This window comes from Natrarchaeobius oligotrophus (genome assembly GCF_003841465.1).
In the GTDB taxonomy this organism is placed as follows: domain Archaea; phylum Halobacteriota; class Halobacteria; order Halobacteriales; family Natrialbaceae; genus Natrarchaeobius; species Natrarchaeobius oligotrophus.
In genome coordinates this window covers 279,634-301,926 of sequence record NZ_REFZ01000003.1, presented here as the reverse complement: position 1 = coordinate 301,926, position 22,293 = coordinate 279,634, and the positions used below count along the sequence as shown (strand labels likewise).

The 22,293-nt window shown below is 68.0% G+C and carries 16 protein-coding genes; 6 read left to right on the top strand and 10 right to left on the bottom strand.

Going from position 1 to position 22,293, the window contains the following annotated elements:
• Positions 1 to 25 precede the first annotated feature (25 nt).
• From EA472_RS06330 to EA472_RS06310, 5 genes are all read right to left on the bottom strand, one after another.
• Positions 26 to 355, bottom strand: coding sequence for a type II toxin-antitoxin system PemK/MazF family toxin (locus EA472_RS06330; RefSeq protein WP_124190667.1), 330 nt, complete (start codon positions 353 to 355; stop codon positions 26 to 28).
• Positions 356 to 715: a MarR family transcriptional regulator gene (locus EA472_RS06325; RefSeq protein WP_124190666.1), complete on the bottom strand. Its 360-nt coding sequence runs from the start codon at positions 713 to 715 to the stop codon at positions 356 to 358.
• A 376-nt stretch (positions 716 to 1,091) separates the two neighbouring features.
• The gene (locus EA472_RS06320; RefSeq protein WP_124190665.1) at positions 1,092 to 1,286 is read right to left on the bottom strand and encodes a hypothetical protein; all 195 of its coding nucleotides are present in this window, start codon (positions 1,284 to 1,286) and stop codon (positions 1,092 to 1,094) included.
• 286 nt (positions 1,287 to 1,572) lie between these two features.
• Positions 1,573 to 2,832 carry a threonine ammonia-lyase gene (gene ilvA, locus EA472_RS06315; RefSeq protein ID WP_124190664.1) on the bottom strand — a complete coding sequence of 420 codons (1,260 nt, stop codon included), beginning with the start codon at positions 2,830 to 2,832 and terminating at the stop codon, positions 1,573 to 1,575.
• 67 nt (positions 2,833 to 2,899) lie between these two features.
• The gene (locus EA472_RS06310) at positions 2,900 to 4,264 is read right to left on the bottom strand and encodes an amidohydrolase (RefSeq protein ID WP_124190663.1); all 1,365 of its coding nucleotides are present in this window, start codon (positions 4,262 to 4,264) and stop codon (positions 2,900 to 2,902) included.
• A gap of 100 nt (positions 4,265 to 4,364) precedes the next feature.
• Here EA472_RS06310 and EA472_RS06305 point away from each other — a divergent pair, with 100 nt between their 5' ends.
• The 5 genes from EA472_RS06305 (at position 4,365) to EA472_RS06285 (ending at position 13,424) form a co-directional block, all read left to right on the top strand.
• Positions 4,365 to 5,339, top strand: a complete 975-nt coding sequence (locus EA472_RS06305; protein ID WP_124190662.1) for an NAD(P)-dependent oxidoreductase — start codon at positions 4,365 to 4,367, stop codon at positions 5,337 to 5,339.
• 2 nt (positions 5,340 to 5,341) lie between these two features.
• The gene (locus EA472_RS06300; protein ID WP_124190661.1) at positions 5,342 to 8,503 is read left to right on the top strand and encodes an FAD-binding and (Fe-S)-binding domain-containing protein; all 3,162 of its coding nucleotides are present in this window, start codon (positions 5,342 to 5,344) and stop codon (positions 8,501 to 8,503) included.
• A 118-nt stretch (positions 8,504 to 8,621) separates the two neighbouring features.
• Positions 8,622 to 9,464: a pantoate kinase gene (locus EA472_RS06295; RefSeq protein ID WP_124190660.1), complete on the top strand. Its 843-nt coding sequence runs from the start codon at positions 8,622 to 8,624 to the stop codon at positions 9,462 to 9,464.
• 282 nt (positions 9,465 to 9,746) lie between these two features.
• Positions 9,747 to 12,575, top strand: a complete 2,829-nt coding sequence (locus EA472_RS06290; RefSeq protein WP_124190659.1) for a valine--tRNA ligase — start codon at positions 9,747 to 9,749, stop codon at positions 12,573 to 12,575.
• A 489-nt stretch (positions 12,576 to 13,064) separates the two neighbouring features.
• The gene (locus tag EA472_RS06285; RefSeq protein ID WP_124190658.1) at positions 13,065 to 13,424 is read left to right on the top strand and encodes a DUF7344 domain-containing protein; all 360 of its coding nucleotides are present in this window, start codon (positions 13,065 to 13,067) and stop codon (positions 13,422 to 13,424) included.
• Here the strand turns inward: EA472_RS06285 and EA472_RS06280 are convergent.
• Complete coding sequence (locus EA472_RS06280) at positions 13,421 to 14,137, bottom strand: DUF1405 domain-containing protein (RefSeq protein ID WP_124190657.1); 717 nt, start codon at positions 14,135 to 14,137, stop codon at positions 13,421 to 13,423. The two genes, EA472_RS06285 and EA472_RS06280, sit on opposite strands and share 4 nt — an antisense overlap.
• A gap of 219 nt (positions 14,138 to 14,356) precedes the next feature.
• Positions 14,357 to 15,979 (bottom strand): methyl-accepting chemotaxis protein, encoded by a 1,623-nt coding sequence (locus EA472_RS06275; protein ID WP_124190656.1) that lies wholly within the window; start codon positions 15,977 to 15,979, stop codon positions 14,357 to 14,359.
• Between the two features lie 231 nt (positions 15,980 to 16,210).
• Between EA472_RS06275 and pdxS the strand changes: the two genes are divergently transcribed.
• Positions 16,211 to 17,119, top strand: coding sequence for a pyridoxal 5'-phosphate synthase lyase subunit PdxS (gene pdxS, locus EA472_RS06270; RefSeq protein ID WP_124190655.1), 909 nt, complete (start codon positions 16,211 to 16,213; stop codon positions 17,117 to 17,119).
• 123 nt (positions 17,120 to 17,242) lie between these two features.
• On the opposite strand, the gene EA472_RS06265 is transcribed toward pdxS, so the two are convergent.
• The 3 genes from EA472_RS06265 to EA472_RS06255 form a co-directional block, all read right to left on the bottom strand.
• Positions 17,243 to 17,590 carry a hypothetical protein gene (locus EA472_RS06265; RefSeq protein ID WP_124190654.1) on the bottom strand — a complete coding sequence of 116 codons (348 nt, stop codon included), beginning with the start codon at positions 17,588 to 17,590 and terminating at the stop codon, positions 17,243 to 17,245.
• Positions 17,591 to 17,605: 15 nt separating this feature from the next.
• Entirely contained in the window at positions 17,606 to 18,484 is an 879-nt protein-coding gene (locus tag EA472_RS06260; RefSeq protein ID WP_124190653.1) for a homoserine kinase, read from the bottom strand.
• Positions 18,485 to 18,620: 136 nt separating this feature from the next.
• Complete coding sequence (locus EA472_RS06255) at positions 18,621 to 22,181, bottom strand: methyl-accepting chemotaxis protein (protein WP_124190652.1); 3,561 nt, start codon at positions 22,179 to 22,181, stop codon at positions 18,621 to 18,623.
• Positions 22,182 to 22,293 lie beyond the last annotated feature (112 nt).

Genomic DNA, 22,293 nt, shown 5'->3' with positions numbered 1-22,293 from the left:
CATCCGAGAACGACGTCGGCGTTCGTCAGAGCGACGTGTACCCGTGCAGAGCTTCGATAGCGTCTGCGACGAGTGAGTTCGCGAGCGTTCCTTGTTGGTTGTCGAGGTCTCTTTGCTTGATCGTCGTCACGTACCAGGGAGAAACGAATGCGTCCTTCTTTGATCCGCCCCGAACCCACGCCTCGTCGGGAACGGCGATTCCGTCTGGATGATCCTGTGTCGTCATCCCGATGGCGATACACTCTTCGGATCCAAACGGGTGTGACGTATCGCTTACGACGAGCCACGGCCGATAGGCAGAATTAGCTTTGTGTGGCGCTGGACCCCACCAGACCTCCCCTTGCTTTCCGGCCATTTACTCGTCCTCGGTGGTCGTCTCTATACCGGGACCCCACTCATCGGGATCTTCCGGACCGAGTCGATCGGTCGCCGCACGCGCGGTCGCCATCGCGTTGAGTGTCTTCTCGATATCGTCGACGTCGGCAATTGCCCAGTATTCTCCGCGGTGACGGACGAGTCCGCGGTCTTCTAACCGAGACAGGACGACGCCGACGCTACCGCGTGCGACGTCGGTCGCTTCGTGAATTTCCTTCGGTGTGAACGCACGATCTGGCGATGATGCCAGGAAGGAGAGGATTTCTTCCGCGTTCGTTTGCCCGCTTGCTCGAAGTTCCCGGACCGGGTCTTCCTCGAAACGCTCGATGTCGATGGGCATACCCGACGCTATGTAATCTAGTGTAATAAGCGTAATCGAATGTAATCGACATACCGAGAACGACTCCAGTGATGGGTTCCCAGACGAACGATTCCATACCGGCCTCCGGCGTTGCAACCGCGGTCGACGAACCGATCGTCCCGCTCGAGACGCCGTTCCCTTCCGTTCGAGAACTGCAACGCGTCGACCCGTTGATCTCGAGCGGTCGTGATCCACCGACGACCTCGAGCGTGCCTCACGTTCGACTTGAGCGCCCGGCACTCGAAACGCCGGTCCCTCTCACTCGCGATACCGGTACCTCGCACTCGAGACGCCGGTACCGCACGCGCCGCGATTTCGACCCGAAAAACTGGATTTCGCGGCCGCTCCCGAACCCTCACCGCGAGCCGTCGCGCTCGAGGACGTCGCCGGGAACTCGACAGCCACAGGGGGTGGCGACGTGGGTGGTCGGGCCGGTGCTCGAGACGATGGCGATGGGAGTGCCACAGCGCGGACAGCGCGTCGGGGCGTCGTCGTCGCCGTCGGGGTCGACGGACTCGAACGGGTCGTCCGCCCAGAAACAGCCCGTCATCGCCGCCCCTCGACTCGGCCGGCCGCTCGAGGCGGCTGCGATCCCGTCGGTCGAGAGGCCGTTCCGGCCCGCTGGCGGTCGCTTCTGGCTCGTGAACGGTACTGTGGTCGTGCGAGACGTTTATATCTCGCGGGCAGGAATGCAAACATGGCTTCCGTGGCTTTATAGCCGTAATGGGTTGGAAGCCAGCTTCGGGTGTTCCAGCACCCGGGGCGTTTCAGCGCACGCCCCCGCGCCTTCTTGGAGCTAGCTTCCAGAGATCAATTCGTCGAATAGATATTTATATCTACTGTATTTCCGAGTGGATATTGTTGCCGCCGGGCGACTCGAGCACCTCGACCCCGGACAGCCCGCCGATCGTTTCGAGCACCGACGCGAGGTGGTCCGGGCCGCTTCCCTCGAGGCCGACCGTCACGGGCGTTCGGTTGGGCGGGTCGCGGGGGCCGCGGCGCGCCCGCTCGAGGACGTCGAGTTTCGCGCCCTCACGCTCGACGGCCTCGACGACGTCCCCGACCGTCGTCGGCCACCCCTCGAGCGCCAGTCGGGCCTCGGCGTACCGCCCGAGTTCCGAAAGGCCGGTCCGGGTGAGCTCCGCGTGCTCGGTGAGGTCGACGTTGCCCCCGGAGATCACGACGGCGACGCGCTCGTCCGAGAGGTCCACCTCGTCGGAGAGCGCCGCGGCGAGCGGGGCCGCGCCCGCGCTCTCGGCGACGGTCTTCGCGCGCTCGGCCAGCAGGGTCACGGCCGTCGCGAGCTCCCGGTCGGTCACCCCGACGACGTCGTCGACCACCTCGCGGGCCACCGCGAACGTCGTCTCGAGCAGCCGCGTGTCGGCGATGCCCTCGGCGACGGTGTCGACGTCCGGCAGTTCGTGGATCTCGCCGCGCTCGAGCGACGGCTTCGCGTGCAGCGCGCCCTCCGGCTGAACCCCGATCACGCGAGTATCGGGCTCGTGGGCCTTCACCGCGGTGCCGATGCCGGAGATCAGCCCGCCGCCGCCGATCGCGACGAGGACGGTGTCGACGTCGGGGAACTGCTCGAGCAGCTCGAGGCCGACGGTCCCCTGGCCGGCGACGATCGCCTCGTCGTCGAACGGGTGGACGAACGTTTCGCCGGTCTCGTCGGCGCGCTCGAGTGCGTGCTCGTAGGATCGCTCGTAGATGTCGCCCTCGACGACGACGTCGGCCCCGTAGCCGCGGGTGGCCTCGATCTTCGCCGCGGGCGTCACCTCGGGGACGACGATCGTCGTCTCGACGTCCAGCAGCCGGCCGGCCAGCGCGACGCCCTGGGCGTGGTTGCCCGCGCTCGAGGCGATGACGCCCGCCTCGCGCTCGGCCGGCGAGAGCTGGGCCATCCGGTTGTACGCGCCGCGGATCTTGAACGAGCCCGTCCGCTGGACGTTCTCGAGTTTGAGCCCGACCGACGCCGCGCCGGAGAGGTCGGCGAACGTCCGGGAGGTGTCGAGCGGCGTCCGGTGGACGACGCCCCCGATGCGCTCGCGGGCCGCCTCGACGTCCGCCGCGGTGACCGGCGGCTCCCCGCTCATTCTTCGCTCCCCGCGATTTCGTTCGTCGATCCCCCTCCGCGCCCGCGCGTTCCGCACACGTCCCCGCTCATCCGTCCGCCTCCGCGCCGTCCCTTCGCGGAACCGGGTGGCGGCGCTCGAGTTCCCGGATCGTCTCCACGAGCACCGATACGCCGTGTTCGATGCTCGCCTCGTCGACGTCGAACGTCGGCGTGTGGTGGCTGGTCGGGTGGTCGGTGCCGACGATCAGGTAGGAGGCGAGGCCGCCCGTCTCCTGGACGCGCTCCATCAGGAACGTCGCGTCCTCGCTCGCGCCGAAGTCGGCGGTCGGGACGACGCGCTCGGTTCCGCGCACCTCCCTCGCGACGTCCGCGACGACCTCGACCAGCGCCGGATCGCTGTCGGCGCGGGGCGACTCGCTGACGACGTCGAACGTCGCCTCGCAGTCGTGCATCCGCGCGGCCGACCGGACGACGCGCTCGAGGCGCGCTTTCACGTACTCCATCAGGTGAGTCGTCTCGCCGCGGGCTTCGGCTTCCATGTGCGCGCGCTCTGCGATGACGTTGCTCGCGGTGCCGGCCTCCGCGCGGCCGACGTTTACCCGGGTCATCCCGTCGCCGTGGCGGGGGATGCCGTAGGCGTTCTCGATCGCCGTCCCCATCGCGTGCATGGCGTTCGCCCCCTCGTTCGGGGCCTTGCCCGCGTGGGCGGAGGTCCCCTCGATGGTCACGTCGACGTGGCACATCGCCAGGGGCTTCTCGATGCCGGCGACGACCTCGCCGGTCGGGTGGTCGAGGCCGACGTGGACCGCGAGCAGGTAGTCGAGGTCGTCGACGAACCGACTCTTCGCCATCGGACAGCCGCCGCCGCTGACCTCCTCTGCGGGCTGGAAGAAGACCACCAGCCGGCCTCCGAACGCTCCGTCGGACCCCCGTTCCGACGAGGACCGCGACTCGTGGCGTCCCGCACCGCTGTCGGCGATGGCCTCGAGGACGGCCAGCCCCCAGGTCATGTGGACGTCGTGGCCGCAGGCGTGCATCGTCCCGTCGATCTCCGACCGGAACCCCTCCGCGTCGGGGACGTGGCCGTCGCCCGTCGCCTCCTCGACGAACAGCCCGTCGACGTCGACCCGCAGCCCGATCGCCGGCCCCTCGCCCCGGTTGACGACGGCGACGGCTCCCGTGTTGCCGCCGGCCATCCGCTCGAGCAGGGCGTCGTCCGCACCGCGTTCGCGGGCGCGCTCGAGCCAGGGCTCGATCTCGTCGTCGTCGGGGACCGCCATGCGGTCGCCCGGATCGTACGCGTCGGGACCGACGGCGAGTTCGTCGACGCCGATCGCCCGGATCTCCTCGACGAGCCGGGCCGTCGTGTAGAACTCCCGCCACGCCGGCTCCGGGTGGCGGTGAAAGTGTCTGCGAACCGTGGAGAGTCGATCGCGGATCGGTTCGGTCATGCGAGTAAGTGACGCGGTCCAGCGACTTAACTGTACACAATTGCCGTTTACACTGGGTACACAAAAGGGATAAGTCGACCCGTGACAATCCTCGAGTGAGATGACCGATCCAGACGTCGTCGTCCTGCGGGAGGGGACGGAAGGGCTGTCGATGGAATCGTACGCCGAGGCGCTGGGCGAGCGCCTGCCCGAGGCGACCGTCGCGCTGGCGCGGACGCCCCGCGAGGAGCGCGACCTCGTCCCGCGGGCGCGGGTCGTCACCGGCATCACGATCGAGGAGGAGCTGCTCGAGCGCGCCGAGCGCCTCGAGCTGTTCGCCTGTACGTTCGCCGGCACGGACCACGTCCCGATGGACGCCCTCGAAGACCACGGGGTCGCGGTGACGAACGCGGGCGGCATCCACGCGCCGGGTATCGCCGAGCAGGCGATCGGGAACGTGCTCGTCTTCGCGCGTCGCCTCCACGAGGGCTGGCGCAGGAAGCGAAACGGCGAGTGGCGACACTTCCAGTCGTTCGAGTTTACCGACAGCACGGTGACGATCGTCGGCCTCGGCTCGATCGGGCGCGCGATCGCCCAGCGCCTCGAGGGGTTCGAGGTGGAGACGATCGGCATCCGGTACACGCCGTCGAAAGGCGGGCCGACCGACGAGGTGCTCGGCTTCGACGACGACGACGTCCACGAGGCGTTCGCCCGCAGCGACTACGTCGTGCTGGCGTGTCCGCTGAACGACCTGACCCGGGGGCTCGTCGGCGAGCAAGAGCTGGCGACGCTGCCGCCGAACGCGGTGGTCGTCAACGCCGCCCGCGGCGGCATCGTCGACACCGACGCGCTGGTGTCGGCGCTGCAGACCGAGGGCATCCGCGGGGCCGCCCTGGACGTCACCGACCCCGAACCGCTGCCGGGCGACCACCCCCTCTGGGACCTCGAGAACTGCCTGATCACGCCCCACACGGGCGGGCACACGCCGAAACACTGGGACCGGCTGGCCGATGTCGTCGCCCGCAACCTCGCGGCGCTCGAGACCGGCGACGACCTCGAGAACGTCGTGCTCGCGCCCGACTCGAGCGGGGAGTGAGGATGGCGACGAGCGACGATCCCACCACCGACGACGCCGATTCCGCCACCGACGACGCCGAGGACTCCGCGACCGACGACGCTGATCCCGCGGCCGACCCGCGGGCTGACTACGACTACGTCGGCGGCGACGTCGAGCGACCGGCGCTCGTCGACGACCTCCGCGAGCGGATCGACGGCGAGGTCCGCTTCGACGCCTACTCGCGACAGCTGTACGCGACGGACGCCAGCGCCTACGAGGTGACGCCGATCGGCGTCGTCCTCCCGCGCTCGACGGCCGACGTCGCGAGCGTCGTCAGGTACTGCGCCGAACGCGAGATTCCGGTGTTGCCCCGCGGTGGCGGGACGAGCCTGGCGGGTCAGGCGGTCAACGAGGCCGTCGTTCTCGATTTCACCGCTCACATGGACGACGTCCTCGCGATCGACCCCGACGACCGGCTCGCGACCGTCCAGGCCGGGACGGTTCTCGCGGAGTTGAACGGGGCGGCCGCCCCCCACGGGCTGAAGTTCGCGCCCGATCCCGCGGCGGGCGACCGTAGCACCGTCGGCGGCGCGATCGGCAACAACTCGACGGGCGCGCACTCGCTGGCCTACGGCAAGACGGACGCCTACGTCGACTCCTGCGAGGTCGTCCTCGCCGACGGCACCGTCGCCGAGTTCGGCGAAGTGACTGTCGCCGACCTGCGCGAGCGCGCCGACCCCGACGGTGACCGCCTCGAGCGGAGTTACGACGCCCTGTGGCGGGTGATCGACGAGGAGGCCGACGCGATCCGCGGGGCCTACCCGCAGCTGAAGCGCAACGTCTCCGGCTACAACCTCGATCGGCTGGTCGCGGAGGCGGCGGGCGAGCCGGACGCCTTCGACGAGCGCGCCGACGCGGGCGACCTCGAGATCGACCCCGACGCGACGGTCAACCTGGCGCGCGCCCTCGCCGGCAGCGAGGGCACCCTCGGCATCGTCACCGAGGCCACGGTGTCGCTCGAGCCCGTCCCGGAGACGAAGGCGGTCGCCATGCTCGCGTACGACGACCTGCTCGAGGCGATGGCCGACGTCGACGCGATCGTCCGCCGCCACGAGCCGGCGGCGATCGAGGCGATCGACGACGTCCTGCTGGCGCTGGCCCGGGACACCGAGGAGTTCGCGGACGTCGCGGCGCTGCTCCCCGAGGAGACCGAGACGGCGCTGCTGGTCGAGTTCTACGCGGAGAGCGACGCCGACGCGAGACGGCAGGTCGACCACCTGCTGGCCGATCGGCTTCCCGACTCGAGTGACGTTTCGACCGGCGACTCGGGTCGAGACGGCTCGAGCGGCGACTCGGTCGAAGGCGAACCCGACGAACCGGTGCGCGCGTTCGACGCTCTCGAGGCGTACGACCCGGACGAGCGGGCGCGCCTCTGGAAGCTGCGAAAGAGCGCCGCGCCGATTTTGCTCTCGCGGACCAGCGACGCGAAACACGTCTCGTTCATCGAGGACACCGCCGTTCCCACGGAGAACCTGGCGGCGTACGTCGCCGACTTCCGGGACGTCCTCGAGTCCTACGACACGTTCGCGAGCTTCTACGCCCACGCGGGGCCGGGCTGTATGCACATGCGGCCGCTGGTCGAGACGAAGACGGTCGACGGCCTCGAGACGTTCGAGGGGATCGCCGACGCGGTCACCGACCTCGTCGTCGAGTACGGCGGCTCCGTCTCCGGCGAGCACGGCGACGGCCGCGCGCGAACGCAGTGGAACCGGAAACTGTACGGCGAGGAGGTCTGGACGCTCTTTCGCGACCTGAAGAGCGCGTTCGATCCGGACTGGCTGCTCAACCCCGGAACCGTCTGCGGCGACCACGAGATGACCGAGCACCTGCGGTTCGATCCCGACTACGATCACGACCCGAGCTTCGAGCCCGCCCTCGAGTGGGAGTGCGAGAACGGGTTCCAGGGGATGGTCGAACTCTGTCACGGCTGTGGCGGCTGTCGGGGCGGCCAGGAGACGACCGGCGGCGTGATGTGTCCGACCTACCGGGCGGCGGGCGAGGAGAGTGCGACCACCCGCGGGCGGGCGAACGCACTCCGGGCCGCGATGGCCGGCGACCTCGAGGTCGACGCGACCGACCCGGAGTTCATGGCGGAGGTGCTCGACCTCTGTATCGGCTGCAAGGGCTGTGCGCGCGACTGTCCGAGCGAGGTGGACGTCGCCAAACTGAAAGCCGAGGTCGAACACGCCCGCCATCGAGACGTCGGCGCGAGCCCGCGCGATCGGCTGTTCGCGAACGTCGACCGACTGAACGCCGTCGGCTCGGCGCTCGCGCCGGTCTCGAACTGGCTGACCTCCCTGCCGGGGTCGGGCCTGCTCGCCGAGAAGACGCTGGGCATCGCCCGCGAGCGCGATCTGCCGCCGTTCGCCGCCGAGAGCTTCGCGGACTGGTTCGATTCCCGCGGACCGCGAGTTCCGCTCGCGGACGCCGAGCGGAACGTGCTGCTCTTTCCGGACACGCACACGAACTACAACCACCCGCGGGCGGGGAAGGCGGCCGTCCAGGTGCTCGAGACGGCGGGGGTTCACGTCCGGCTCCCCGAGGGCGTGACGTCGACGGGACGGCCGGCGCACTCGAAGGGCTTTCTCGACGTCTCGCGCGATCGGGCGCGGACGAACGTCGAGGCGCTGGCACCGCGGGTCGAGGCGGGCTGGGACGTCGTGCTCGTCGAACCCTCCGACGCGGTCATGCTCCAGTCGGACTACCTGGACCTGCTCGCCGGCGAGGACGTCGAACGCGTCGCCGCCAACACCTACGGCGTCTGCGAGTATCTCGACCGGTTCGACCTCGCCGCGGGACTGCCGGCCGCCGAACCCGACGAGCGTCTGACCTACCACGGTCACTGCCACCAGAAGGCCACCAAGAAAGACGGCCACGCCGCGTCGGTGCTCGAGGCGGTCGGCTACGAGGTCGACGCGCTCGACTCGGGCTGTTGCGGGATGGCCGGCTCGTTCGGCTACGAGGCCGAACACTACTCGATGAGTCGGAACGTCGCCGCCATCCTCCTCGAGCAGATCGACGACAGCGACGGTGAGCGCGTCGTCGCCCCCGGCGCGTCCTGTCGGACGCAGCTGGCGGACTCCGAGGGCGTGGCCGAGCCGCCCCATCCGATCGAGGCGGTGGCCGCCGCGCTCGGGCGCTGACGCGCGCCGATCGAACACCGGTTCCACACCCCGGAGCCCCTTCGACCGCTGACACGACGCCTCTCGCGCGGACTCGCGAATCTTCAACGTTATACCGGCCGAGTCGCAAGGGTGGGCAATGCGCGAGGAGGCGACGGCGTTCGTTCCCGGTCACGTCACCGGGTTCTTCAGCGCCCACCCCCACGAGGATCCGACGAAAGCCGGCTCTCGAGGTGCGGGACTGACGCTCACCGACGGCGTCGAGGTGACCGTCCGACCGGTTTCCGAGTCGGCCGACGAACCGCCGACGATCGTCCTGGACGGCGAGGAGACGGCCGTCGAGCCCGTGGCGACCGTCCTCGAGGCGCTCGGCGTCTCCGCCCGCGTCGAGGCCGACGCCGACCTCCCGCTCGGCGCCGGCTTCGGCGTCTCGGGCGCGATGGCGCTTGGCACCGCGCTGGCGGCCAACCGCGCGTTCGACCGAAAACTCTCCCAGAACGAACTCGTCACGATCGCCCACGGCGCCGAGGTCCGAGCGGAGACGGGACTCGGCGACGTCGTCGCCCAGGCCCAGGGCGGCGTGCCCATCAGGCTCGAGCCGGGCGGACCCCAGGTGAACGAGCTGGACGCGATCCCCGCTCGAGCGCGCGTCGAGTACGTCGCGTTCGGCGAACTCTCGACGGCGGCGGTGCTGTCGGGCGACACGGATCGGCTGACCGAGGCGGGAACGACCGCCCTCAGCAGGGTCGTCGAGGAGCCGACGCTGCTCTCGTTCGTCTACGCTTCACGGGCGTTCGCCCGTGAGGCGGGACTGTTGACCGACCGGGTCGCGGCGGCGATCGAGGACGTCGCCGACGCCGGCGGCCAGGCGTCGATGGCGATGCTCGGCGACACGGTCTTCGCGCTCGGCACGGGACTCTCGGACGCGGGCTACGACCCCGCCGTCTGCGCGACCCACCCCGCGGGCGCGATGTTGCGGTAGCAGGGTCACGTCCTGACGGCGAAAGACGTCGGCTCTTTTGACGCGTGCTGACCACGCCGCCCGGCGAGCGGACCCGTCCACTCCGACGAAGGCGAGCGCTGCCGATCGCGAGCGGAGGCCCCGAGCCGCCGACCGCCGACGAAACACCTAACACCGCTGCCGCCAGTATCTCGTCGTATGAGTGACGCCGTCGTCGTCTCCGGCCGGGAGGCGGGGTCGCCCGACGCCGTTTTCGTAGGGGCCTCCTAGGCCCACACCACCAACCCCGTTTCGACGGATGTATTGTCACCGACCAGTATTCACCGAGCAACGACCAGTCGCAGCCATGATCGACCGAACTCGACTCCGGCGACCGACGCACCGACGACGCCCGTCCAGGGCGGTGAGAGCATGAGCACCGAGACACCCGAGCGAGCGAGCGACGACCCGACGCTCGAGGGCTCGTACGATCCCACGGAGATCGAGTCCCGCTGGCAGCGCCGCTGGGTCGACGAGGGGACCTACGCCTACGAGAGCGATCCCGAGCGCGACCCGAACACCGTCTACGCGATCGACACGCCGCCGCCGACGGTCTCGGGCAGCCTGCACATGGGCCACCTCTACGGCCACACCCTCCAGGACTTCGCCGCGCGCTTCCAGCGGATGGCCGACGGCGACGTCCTCTTTCCGTTCGGCTACGACGACAACGGGATCGCGAGCGAACGGCTGACCGAGCAGGAACTCGACATCCGCCACCAGGACTACGAGCGACGGGAGTTCCAGGAACTGTGTCGCGAGGTCTGTACCGAGTACGAGGCCGAGTTCACCGACAAGATGCAGGATCTGGGCTGTTCGATCGACTGGTCGAACACGTACAAGACGATCGAGCCGCGGGTCCAGCGCATCTCCCAGCTCTCGTTTCTCGACCTCTACGAGCAGGGCCGGGAGTACCGCAAGAAAGCGCCCGCGATCTGGTGTCCGGAGTGCGAGACGGCCATTTCGCAGGTCGAGATGGAAGACGACGAGCGCCACAGCCACTTCAACGACATCGCGTTCGAGGTCGTCGGGGGAGAGAGCGAGGAACGACGTTCCTCGGACGGTCGAGCGGAGAATCCGCGAGACCCGCCGCGCGAGGAGTTCGTCATCTCCACGACGCGACCCGAACTGATCCCCGCCTGCGTCTCCGTCTTCGTCCACCCCGACGACGACGAGAATCAGGATCTCGTCGGCGAGAGCGCGAGGATTCCGATCTTCGGACACGAGGTGCCGATCATCGCGGACGACCGCGTCGACATGGAGAAGGGAAGCGGCATCGTCATGTGCTGTACCTTCGGCGACCAGAAGGACATCGAGTGGTACCAGGCCCACGACCTGCCGCTTCGCGTCGCCATCGACGAGTCCGCGACGATGACCGAACTCGCCGGGAAGTACGAGGGCCTCTCCACCGAGGAGGCCCGCGAGGCCATCGTCGAGGACCTGGACGAGGAGGGTTACCTCCGCGACCGCTGGGAGATCACCCACGCCGTCGGCGTCCACGAGCGCTGTGACACGCCCGTCGAGTTCCGCGTCTCCAAGCAGTGGTACGTCGAAATCCTCGATCACAAGGAGGAGTACCTCGAGGCCGGCCGGGAGATGGAGTGGTACCCCGAGAAGATGTTTACCAGGTACCGCCACTGGATCGAGGGCCTCGAGTGGGACTGGCTCATCTCCCGCCAGCGCGACTCGGGCATCCCGTTCCCGGTCTGGTACTGCGAGGAGTGCGATCATCCGGTGATGGCCGAACGCGAGGACCTCCCGGTCGATCCCCTGAGCGACGAGCCGCCGGTTGACGCCTGTCCGGAGTGCGGCCACGACGCCTTCGAGGCCGAAGAGGACGTCTTCGACACCTGGGCGACCTCCTCGCTGACCCCGTTGATCAACGCCGGCTGGGACTGGGACGACGAGAGCGAGGAGTTCGTCATGGACCACCCCGAACTCTACCCGTTCGACCTCCGGCCGCAGGGCCACGACATCATCTCGTTCTGGCTGTTCCACACGATCGTCAAGTGCTACGAACACACCGGCGAGGTGCCCTTCGACGCGACGCTGATCAACGGCCACGTCCTCGACGAAAATCGCGAGAAGATGTCCAAATCGAGGGGGAACGTCGTCGAGCCTGACGACGTGCTCGCGGAGTACCCCGTCGACGCCGTCCGCTTCTGGGCGGCCAGCGCCGCCGTCGGCGACGACTTCCCGTACCAGGAGAAAGACCTCCGCGCCGGCGAGAAGCTGCTGCGCAAGCTCTGGAACGCCTCGAAGCTGGTCGATACGCTCGCACCTGCCGATCCCGACGAGCCCGACGAACTCGAGGCGATCGACCGCTGGCTGCTGGCGGAACTCGACGACGCGATCGCGGAACTCACCGACTACTTCGAGAACTACGAGTTCGCGAAGGCCCGCGACCGGCTGCGGACGTTCTTCTGGAACACCTTCTGCGACGACTACCTCGAGATCGCCAAGGGTCGCGAGGACAACCCCTCGACGGGGTACGCGCTGCGGACTGCACACCGGACGTTCCTCGAGCTGTGGGCGCCGTTTCTCCCGCACGTCACCGAGGAGATCTGGCAGGCCCTCTACGCGGACGGCCAGCCCCGAGACGCTCTCGAGAGCATCCACACGCGCGACTGGCCGGTGCCGCGGGGCTACGAGGCCGACCTCGAGGCGGGCGAGACCGCGATGGAGGTTATCTCCGCGCTGCGCCGGTACAAAAGCGAGAACCAGCTTCCGCTGAACGAAGCCCTCGAGTCGGTGTCGGTCTACGGCTCCGTCGAGGGCTTCGAGGACGCGATCCAGAACGTCATGCACGTTCGAACGCTCGAGGTCCTCGAGGAGGAACCCGAGGTGACGACCGAGGTCGCCTCGATCGACCTCGACTACGCGACGCTCGGGCCGGAGTACGGCGCGAAAGTCGGCGAGATCGACGCCGGCATCGAGGCCGGCGAGTACGAGATCGACGACGACGCCGGCGTCCTGCGCGTCGCCGGCGAAGAACTCGCCGACGAGCTCTTCGAGGTCGACCTCGAGCGGACGTACTCCGGCGACGGCCGAATGATCGAGACCGAGTCGGCGGTCGTCGTCCTCGAGGACGACTGACACGGACAACAGCCCGTCGTAACCGGCGGGATCGTGACCGTCCTGCGGTTCCACCGGTACACCGTTACAACAGACCTATAGCGGGGCCGTCGCCCCCGCGTCGGCGTGCCCGCAGACGGCGAGTTGCACCGGAACTGACGGCCACTAGTGCTTTGGCAAGCCTGATCTGCAGGGTCGAATCCGTCGCCGCAGGCCGGTTCGACTCTGCAGTCGACGCTTGGCGGAGTACTAGTTCGTCCGAACCGTCGGGCAGCCGATCGCCTGCGCCGTCCGCCGGTCCCGTCCGTCCGAGTTTCCGATCAATCACGGAAATCGCTACTGTACTGAATAAAATACAATCTTTTGCAGTACTTACTGGATGAATACGCAATGTTGCCCGCATTTAAGAGAATGTTTATGCTGGTAGTGACCTATTGATAGTCGTGCTCTGCTGAAGTCGTCTCGAGCCGTGCTGTCGTTCGTCGTCGTGTAAGCCGAGTACAGAGCACTATGAAGACCGACACTACAAACGGAAACCCCACACAGCGCGATGCCACACTCTCGTCGAACGTGGTGTTCGACCTCCTGGCCGACGAGCGACGGCGACGCGTCCTGTACTACCTGTCGCACAAGGTCGGCCCGGTGAGTCTGGACGAACTGGCCGAGTACGTCGCCGACAGGGAGGAGGCGCCGACGTCGATCCGCGCGGCGGAGATCCGCCTCGAGTTCCAGCACAACCACCTCTGGAAACTCGTCGACTCGGACGTCCTGCGATACGACCCCGCGACCGACACCGTCGAACGCAAACCGGCCGCCCGGTCGCTCGATCCGCACCTCGAGCTGGCGTTCGTCGAGGACATCAACCGTTAACCCCCGTTCCGACCCGTCGGTTCGACTCGATCCAGGGTTCGTTCGCACTTTTTGACCCGCGTCGCGAGCGCGAGAAACACCGCCAGCAGCGTGAACGTTACTTCACCGGCGGCGACCACGCCCAGCGCGTCCGCGCCGAGAAACATCGGCGTCTCGCGTGCGACGGGAATCGTCGTGTGGTGGAGGTCGCCGACGACGGGGACGAAGTAGTCGACGACCAGGTTGCTCGCGTACCACGCGAGCGCGACGGCGACCCCCCGGACGGGAAAGTCGGTGATGCGATGGAGGACGAACGCCTGGACGACCATCCCGAGGTGGCTCCAAAAGAGGAACTGGTACATGAGCGGGTGGGTCTGGGCCGCGTACGTTTCGTGAAAGACCAGCAGGGTGTACGGCGTCCAGAGGCCCAGAATAATGTTTCCGAAAAAGGCAAGCGCCGTCAGCCAGGGCTGTTCGTAGCCCAGCTTCCAGCAGGCGATGGCGAGCGCGATCAACAGCGTTGCCACCGGGCTGTCTGGGACCCAGGGCCACATCACGGCCGGCGTCCGGGCGAACTGGCCGGAGTAGTACCAGAAGCCGAAGGCGGTCCCCGCGAGGTTGATCGCCACGACGAGCCACGCGAACCGCAACCCGAGGTCCTCGAGTCGCTTCGGGACGGGCGCGAGGTATCTCGGCAGCGGGTCGCGCTCGGGCAGCCGCGACGTCTCGGACATCGTCTCGTCCGGCGTGACGAACGTCACCCGCAAAACAGTAGCGGTTGTCGCCGTGGTCCGTTTGCGTCGAGTGGCGGCCGACCTTGGCGAGCGCGACACCCCCGGATTCCGCTCGAGGACGTCGAACGGCGTCTGTCGGAGGGCCGTCGACTCGAGACGTTTCTGGAAAACTTCAGTCCTGAAATCCGGACCTGCGCGGGCGGAAAAGGTCCGGACCGGCTAGTCGTCACCGACGGCGCCGACGGTTGCCGTCTCGCCGCGTTCGAGTTTGAACCGTTCGATCTGGTCGTTGAGCGCGTCGACGCGTTGACTGAGCGCGCTCGAGATCTCGGTGACCTGATCCATCGCCAGCGACTGCTGTTCGATGGCGGCGACGATCTGCTGGGCGCTCGCGTCGAACTCGTCGCACTGTTCGGTGGTCCGTTCGACGAGGGTGCTGACCCGCTGGACGTCCCTCGCCTGCGTCTCGACGGTCGCGGAGACGTCCGCCGTTCCCGAACTCGTCTCGTCGATGGCCGTCTTGATCTCCTCGAGGCGGTCGACGACCGTCTCGACGGCGTCCGCACCGTCCGCGACGTCGTCGTTCATCCGATCGATACCGGAGACGACGGCGTCCGTCCGCGACTGGACGTCCTCGATGATTCGCTCGATTTCGTCGGCGGACTCGCGAGACTCTTCGGCCAGGCTCTTGACCTCGTTGGCGACGACGGCGAAGCCGTCGCCGGCCTCGCCCGCGGTGGCGGCTTCGATGGAGGCGTTGAGCGCGAGCAGGTTCGTCTGGTCGGCGATCTCCGAGATCACGTCGATGATCTCGCCGGCCTGGGCCATCCGTTCCTCCAGGTCGTCGACCTCCGCGGTGATCCGATCGGCAGCCTCGACGGCGGTACGGATCTCTTCGACGGCCTCCCGTCCGTCGGAGCGCCCTTCTGCGGCGAGTGACGCGGCGGTTTCGGCCGTCCGATCGATCTCGTCCATCGTCGCGGTGATCTCCTCGATCGACGCCGACAGATCGGACGCGCTTTCGTCGGCCTCGCGGGCGTCTTCGAGGAGTTCGGCGGTTCCCTCAGCCATCCGCTCGCTCGAACGGCCGATCTCGTCGATCGAACCGGAGACTTCCTCGCTGTTCGCGCTTAGCTCGTCTCCGGTTTCGAGAAGCGCCTCCGAGAGTTCGTCGACCGTCTCGACGACGCTGCGAACGTTGTCGACCGCACCGTCGAGATCGTCGGCCATTCGGTCGAACCGGTCGTGGACGGTCTGGATCTCTTCGAACGATTCCGGCGGCTCCGGAACCGTCGTTTCGACTGTGAGGTCCCCCTCCCCCAGCGCCGTCACGGTTTTCTCGAAGTCCCGAAGCACCGATCGCTGGTACTCCTCGAGTAACTCGGTTCGCTCTCGCTCGCGTTCCACCTCGGTGACGTCGCGGACGAGTTCGATTCCGCCGGCGAACTCTCCGTCCTCGAGAAACGGAACCACGGTTCGGTTTACGACGAGCTCGCGATCGTCGATGACGATCGTCTCCCGGTGGTCTCGAATCTCGTCGCCGCGCTCTCGAGCCCGCTCGAAAAGCGGAGTCGCGTCCGAACCGACGCCGTACAGCTGTCCGGGCGTAAGCCCCACGGCGTCCGCTTCGGCGATTCCGAGCAGGTCGGTCGCTTCCGCGTTTACCTCGACGATCTCGCTTCGATCGTCGACGATTACGACCGCGCTGTCGAGCCCGTCGACGACGTGTCCTAACAGGGCGGACGAATCGACTCCGTCGGCGGATTCGTCGGCCGTCGATGCCGGCTCCGGTCGTTCGTCGTTCGACTCCCCAGCTCCCGTTCCGCGTGATGTGAATATCATCGTCACCCACCACTAGTACAGTGTTAACGTCTCACACAAAACTGTATGAAGATTGTGGCCGCTCGAGCGTACTGCGGTTCAACTGCGCCATTTGTTCGTATCGATTTCTAAAACAACTATGGTGCAGTTGTTACGTATCTGGCACGACCGTCGAGTCGCGTCCCCGAGACGGAGTCCGTCACACCGGTGGAACACGACACGCGTAAGTGGAACGGATTCCAACCCCAGAGTATGCCGGAAGATACGGATCTCGAGGAACTCCGCCGCGGGACCGACCTCGTCAAGCGCGGCTTCGCCCAGATGCAGAAAGGTGGCGTCATCATGGACGTCGTCGACCCCGATCAGGCCAGAATAGCCGAGGACGCCGGCGCGGTCGCGGTCATGGCGCTCGAGGCGGTGCCCGCGGACATCCGCAAACGCGGCGGCGTCGCGCGGATGGCCGACCCCGCAGACGTCGCGGAGATCGTCGACGAGGTGTCGATCCCGGTGATGGGCAAGTCCCGGATCGGCCACGTCAAGGAGGCCCAGATCTTGGAGGCCGTCGGCGTCGACATGATCGACGAGTCGGAGGTGCTGACGCCGGCCGACGACGCCTACCACATCGACAAGCGCGACTTTACCGCCCCGTTCGTCTGCGGCGCGCGAAACCTGGGCGAGGCGCTGCGCCGGATCGACGAGGGCGCGGCGATGATCCGCACCAAGGGCGAAGCGGGAACCGGCGACGTCAACCAGGCCGTCCACCACCAGCGCACGATCAAAGGGGAGATCCGCAAGATCGAGGGAATGAGCCACGAGGAACGCGAGGCCTACGCCCGCGAGATCGAAGCGCCGGCCGAGCTGGTCCACGAGACCGCCGAGATGGGACGACTGCCGGTCGTCAACTTCGCCGCGGGCGGCATCGCGACGCCGGCCGACGCCGCGCTCATGATGCACCACGAGTGCGACGGTATCTTCGTCGGCAGCGGCATCTTCGGCGCGGAGAACCCGCCGGCGATGGCCGAGGCGATCGTCGAGGCCGTCAACAACTGGGACGACCCCGATCGGCTCGCGGACATCTCGAAGAACCTCGGCAAGGGGATGAAAGGCGACGCCAACGTCGACCTCCCCGAAGAGGAGAAGATGCAGGGCCGCGGCGTCTAGCGCCGCTCGCTGGCGTCTTCGAACTGACCCGCTCGCGAGATCGACTTTTGTGGATTCTCGAGACTCGAGAACCCCCTCGTTCGGCCGCCGACCGTTGCCCTCGAGCTGCGGTCGTCGCCGCTTTCACGTCGTTTCGTCCGTCTTCGGACGGCGGCCCATCACGACGACCAGAAACGCCAGGTACGCGACCAGCGCACCGATCACCGCGGAGAGCACGCTCGAGGGCGCGACGATCGCACCGACCGCGACGACGGCGACCGCGACGACGACGGCCGCGGCCTGGACCGACCGCGACTCCCAGCGTCGGCGTATCGGTTCGGGATCGCGGCTCGCGAGGAGTTCGAACGCGAGCGTCGCGGCTGCGCCACCTCCGAACGCGACCGGTGAAAACGAGGCGTCGACGGTCGCGAACGCGACGAGTGCCGCGCCGAGAACGCCAATCGCGAGCGCCGCGTCTGTTCGCGTTCCCATGTCTCGAGTACGACGTCAGGGGTACAGCCGCGCACCCTCGCCGACGTGCGTCTGGTACGCGCGACTCTCGATGCCGACCGAATCGAACGCGTCGAGCATGGCCGAGGCGACCGCGCGGCGAGCCGAGCCGCGACAGACCGCGAGCACGCCGGGGCCGGCCCCGCTGACGGTGACGCCCGTCGCGCCCGCCTCGAGCGCGGCGTCGCGAACGCGGTCGTAGCCGTCGATGAGCGCGGCTCGCTCGGGCGTGACGATCCCGTCGTCCATGCCGCGGCCGACGATTTCGGGATCGTTCTTCGCCATCCCGACGGCCAGCGTCGCGGCGTGGCCGACGGTTTCGACGACGTCGTCCATCGTCGCCCGGTCGGGAACGACGTCGCGGGCGTCCCGCGTGGAGACGGTCGTCTCCGGCAGACAGGCGACGACGGGAACCGACGCGTCGACCTGCGTCACGCCGTCTTGCGCGACGATCGTGAACCCGCCCAGCAGCGAGGGTGCGACGTTGTCCGCGTGTGCGGCTCCGGAGACGAGCGCTTCTCCCTCGGCGGCGACGGAGACGAGTTCCTCGCGCGTGAGCCCTCGATCGTACAGTTCGTTGAGCGCGACCGCCGCGCCGGCGGCGCTCGCGGCGGACGATCCGAGTCCGGAGGAGGGGCGAACGCCCTTGTCGATGCGAATCCGGGCGGGTGCGTCGAGCGCCTCGGCAACCGCGCCGACGGTGTTTTCCTTGGGGTTCTCCGGAATGTACTGACTCCCGGCTCCGGTGACCGAGATCGTCGTTTCCGGTGCTCGCTCGACCCGGATCACGTCGGCGGGCGCTCCCAGCGCGACGCCGAAGACGTCGAAACCACTCCCGAGGTTCGCACTCGTCGCTGGTGCCCGCACGGTGAGCATGCCGATTTCTTGCCAGAGTGCAGGCAAAAAGGTAGCGAACGACGTCGACCGGACGGCGGGACCGTCGGCCCGCTCGAGTCGATCGGTCGTCCGATGCTCGACCCGCACGACGACGCTTGCGCGACGAGCCCGCCGATCACTCCTCTTCGAGGGGACCGCCGAACGTGAATACGTCGTCGGCGCTTTTCCCGTTCGGTTCGTCGCTCGTCTCTTTCGGTTCGTCCATTCCCTCCGGTTCGTCGTCGATCTCTTCCGGTTCGTCGTTTCCGTCGTCACCGGACTCGACCGGCTGGAGGGGAACGGGTTCGTCGCCCGACTCGGTTCGGTCCGACGAACCTACCTCGAGTTCCTCCAGCGGATCGGCTTCGGTCGGCTCGAGGGGATCGCTCTCGCCGTTCTCGGACGGACCGATTTCGGCCGATTCGAGCGGATCGGCTTCGGACGGTTCGTCGTTCTCCGCCACGGCCGGGTTCGTCTCCTCCGGTGCCAGCGGATCCGTTTCGTCCGGTACCAGTCGCTCCGACTCGTCCGACTCGAGGGGGTCAGCCGGTGCCAGCGGATCCGATTCGCTCGACTCGAGCGCCCGTGATTCGTTCAGCACGATCGGATCGGATCCGTCCGTTCCAGACTCGTCGGCCCCGATTTCGGGGTCGTCGAGCGAACCGTCGCCGTCGGGCACCTCGTCTTCGGGAATCGACGGGCTCGACTCGCCGTCCGAGAGCGCGAGCGAATCGTCGCCGAGCGGATCGGTACCCAAGGGATCGTCGTCCCGCAACTCACCCTCCGGTTCGTCGGCACGGTCGGGCTCCTCCGGGTCGACGCCGTCGTCTTCGTCCGCGTCGGACGGGGCGAGCGGATCCGACGACTCTTCCGGAGCGAAATCGGCTTCGGTCGACGCCGTCGAGTCGGCAGTCTCCTCGCGGGTTTCGGTTCTCTCGTCGGCAGCCGGCTCGAGGGGGTCCTCGCCGTCGGCGTCGACGCCGTCGTCCGATTCGTCGGCCGGTTCGAGGGGATCGTCGCTCGCTTCGAGAGCCGACTCGCTCGTCCCGAAGGTGATCCCCTCCTCGAGCACGTCGGCGACCGGATCCGCACCGCCCGACTCGTCTTCGACCGGTTCCTCGAGCGCGTCGTCGAGCAGGTCGCCGCCGATCCCGTCGATCGGGTCCGCCTCGTTCGTCGACCCGGCCTCGAGCGGATCGTCCTCGAGCGGATCGTCCTCGAGCGGATCGTCTCCGAGTCCGTCCGCCGGGCTCGGATCGGGTCGCTCCGCCTCGTTCCCGGACTCGAGTCCGGTCGCGGCGTCGATCGGCTCGTCCTCGAGATCGACTGATTCGGGTGCGTCTTCGAACTCGAGGACGTCCGTGGAACCGTCGGATTCCGGCTCGTCGCCCGCTTCGAGGTCGTCCGCGGGGTCGGCGTCCTCGAGGTCGGCTCGATCGACGTCGGTCTCGAACCGGTCCAGGGTCGACGCCAGCCGGGACGAGTGGGCCGTCAGCTGGGTCGCCGACTGCGTCACTTCCGTCAGGGCGCTCGTCTGCTCCTGGGCCGCGTCCGCGACCGTTCCGGCGGCGGCGCTCGTCTCCTCGGAGACCGTGGCCGCGTCGTCGACCGTGGCGACGACCGCCTGAGTCGACGCCGCCTGCTCTTCGGTCGCACCGGAGATCTCCTTGACCCCGGCGCTCGTCTCCTGGGCGAGGTCCGCGATCTCCTCGAGCGCGTCGACGGCCGCCTGCACCTCCTCGCCGGCGTCCTCGATGTCGACGCTCGTTCCCTCGACTTCGGCGGCGGAGCGCTCGGTTCGCTCCCGGATCGCCTCGAGTCGGTCCTCCGCCTCGTTGGCCGCCCTGGCGACGTCCTCCGAGAGCGCTTTGACCTCCTGTGCGACGACCGAGAATCCCTCTTCTTCCTCGCTGGAAACGGATCGCGACGCCTCGATGTTCGCGTTCAACGCCAGCATGTTCGTCTGGCGCGCGATGTCCGAGATGGCCGCGATGAGTTCGTCGATCTGCTGGACCTCCCGTTCGAGGCGCTGGATCTCCGCGACGGCGTCTTCTGCCTCCCGTTCGATCTCGTCCATCGCGTCGACGGCGTTACGCGCGGCTTCGCGTCCGCTGCGGCCGGTTTCGACGGTTCGCTCCGCGATGTCGACGACGTCGCTCGAGGCGGCGGCGATCTCTTCGGTCGCCGTCGAGAGTCCGTTCATCTCCCGGTCGACCGACTGCAGGGACTCGTGCTGTCGGTCGGCTCCCGCCGAAATCGCCTGGATGGACTCGGTCACCCGCTCGGAGGCCGACCGAACCTCCTGGCTCGAGGACGTCACCTGCTCGGCGGTCGTCGAGACGTTCGCCGCGAACCGATCCAGTTTCGCGACGGCTCGCTCGAGGTCCGCGATCATCTCGTTGAACGCCGCGGCGAGATCGGCCATCGCCTCGTCCTCGCTGTCGTCGTCCATTCGAGCCGTCAGATCGCCGTCCGCGGCCGTCGCGATCACGTCGCCGTACGCTCGGGCCGTCCGCTCGAGGCGATCGGCTCGCCGCTGGATGCGATCTCGTTCCCGCTCGGCCTCGTCTCTGGCGGCTTCGGCTTCCTCGATCCGATCGACGAGCGAATCACGCATCGACGCCACCCCCTCGGAGAGCCGCCCGATGCTGTCGAGTCGCTTGCTCTCGAAGGTGGCCTCGAGGGTCCCCGCCTCGACGTCCGCCGTCGTTTCCGCGATTCGATCGACCGACGACGCCGTGTTTCGACCGAGCACGACGCCGAACAGGCCGATCAGTAACGCGGCGATGCCGGAGGCGACGTAGCCCCACTCGTCGACGATCGCGGCGATTCCGTACGCCGACCGCTCGGTTTCGTGGACCAGCACCACCCAGTCCGTCCCGTCGACCGGCGCCGCGGCGACGACGTACGCCTCGTCGCCGACGCCGTAGGACTCGAGGACGCTCGCGCTCCCGGCGGCCGCCTGACGCGTCGTCGCGCCCTCGGATCGCGCCAGATCCGCGGATCCGTCGTCGTACTCGAGCCCGAGCGTCTCGTAGCCGTCGCCGTAGCCGGCGTCGTCGAGGACGATCTCGTTCGCGCCGTCGACGACGACCGTTACCCCGCGGTCGCTCGCCTCGAGTTGCGCACCTTCCGACTCGAGGTCGACCGCGTACGCGAGCGCCCGGTCGTCCCCCGTCGAGCGAACGTACGTGACGACGACTCGTTCCCCGTCGGCTCCGTCGAAGAGGTACGGACTCGAGATCTGGCTCTCGTCGTCGCCGAGCGCGTCGGGATCGACGCCGTCGACGTCGTCGATCGATCGATCCCGGAGGCTCTCGTCGGTGCTCGCGAGCACCGTTCCGTTGGCGGTGTCGAGGTAGCTGACGGCGACCGCCTCGTCGCCGACCCCCGACTGCCACTCGAGTAACCGGTCTTCGATCGCCGCCGGGTCGTCACCCTCGAGGGCTCCCGACCAGGCGAGCGTCTCGACCGTCCGCTCGTTTCGTTCGTGCCACGTCTGTAGTCCCTGTGCGTCCCGTTCCGCGAGCGAAAGCTGGGTCGCCTCGGCGCGCTGTTCCACCTCGTCGGTGATGCCGGCGGTCGCGACGAACCCGACGGCTCCGACCGACAGCCCGAGAAGCAACAGGACGATCGCGAGCTTGACCGTGTATCGGCGTCGGATCGCCGCCGGCACCAGCCGTCGAACGATACTCATGAGTATCGAACGGGTACCGGCGTTGATACATAAATGGTGATCCGCGGTTATCGGAGCTGATAATCGGAAGCAGATCGAAACTGATACTACGGAGAGGGTATCTTCGAACGTC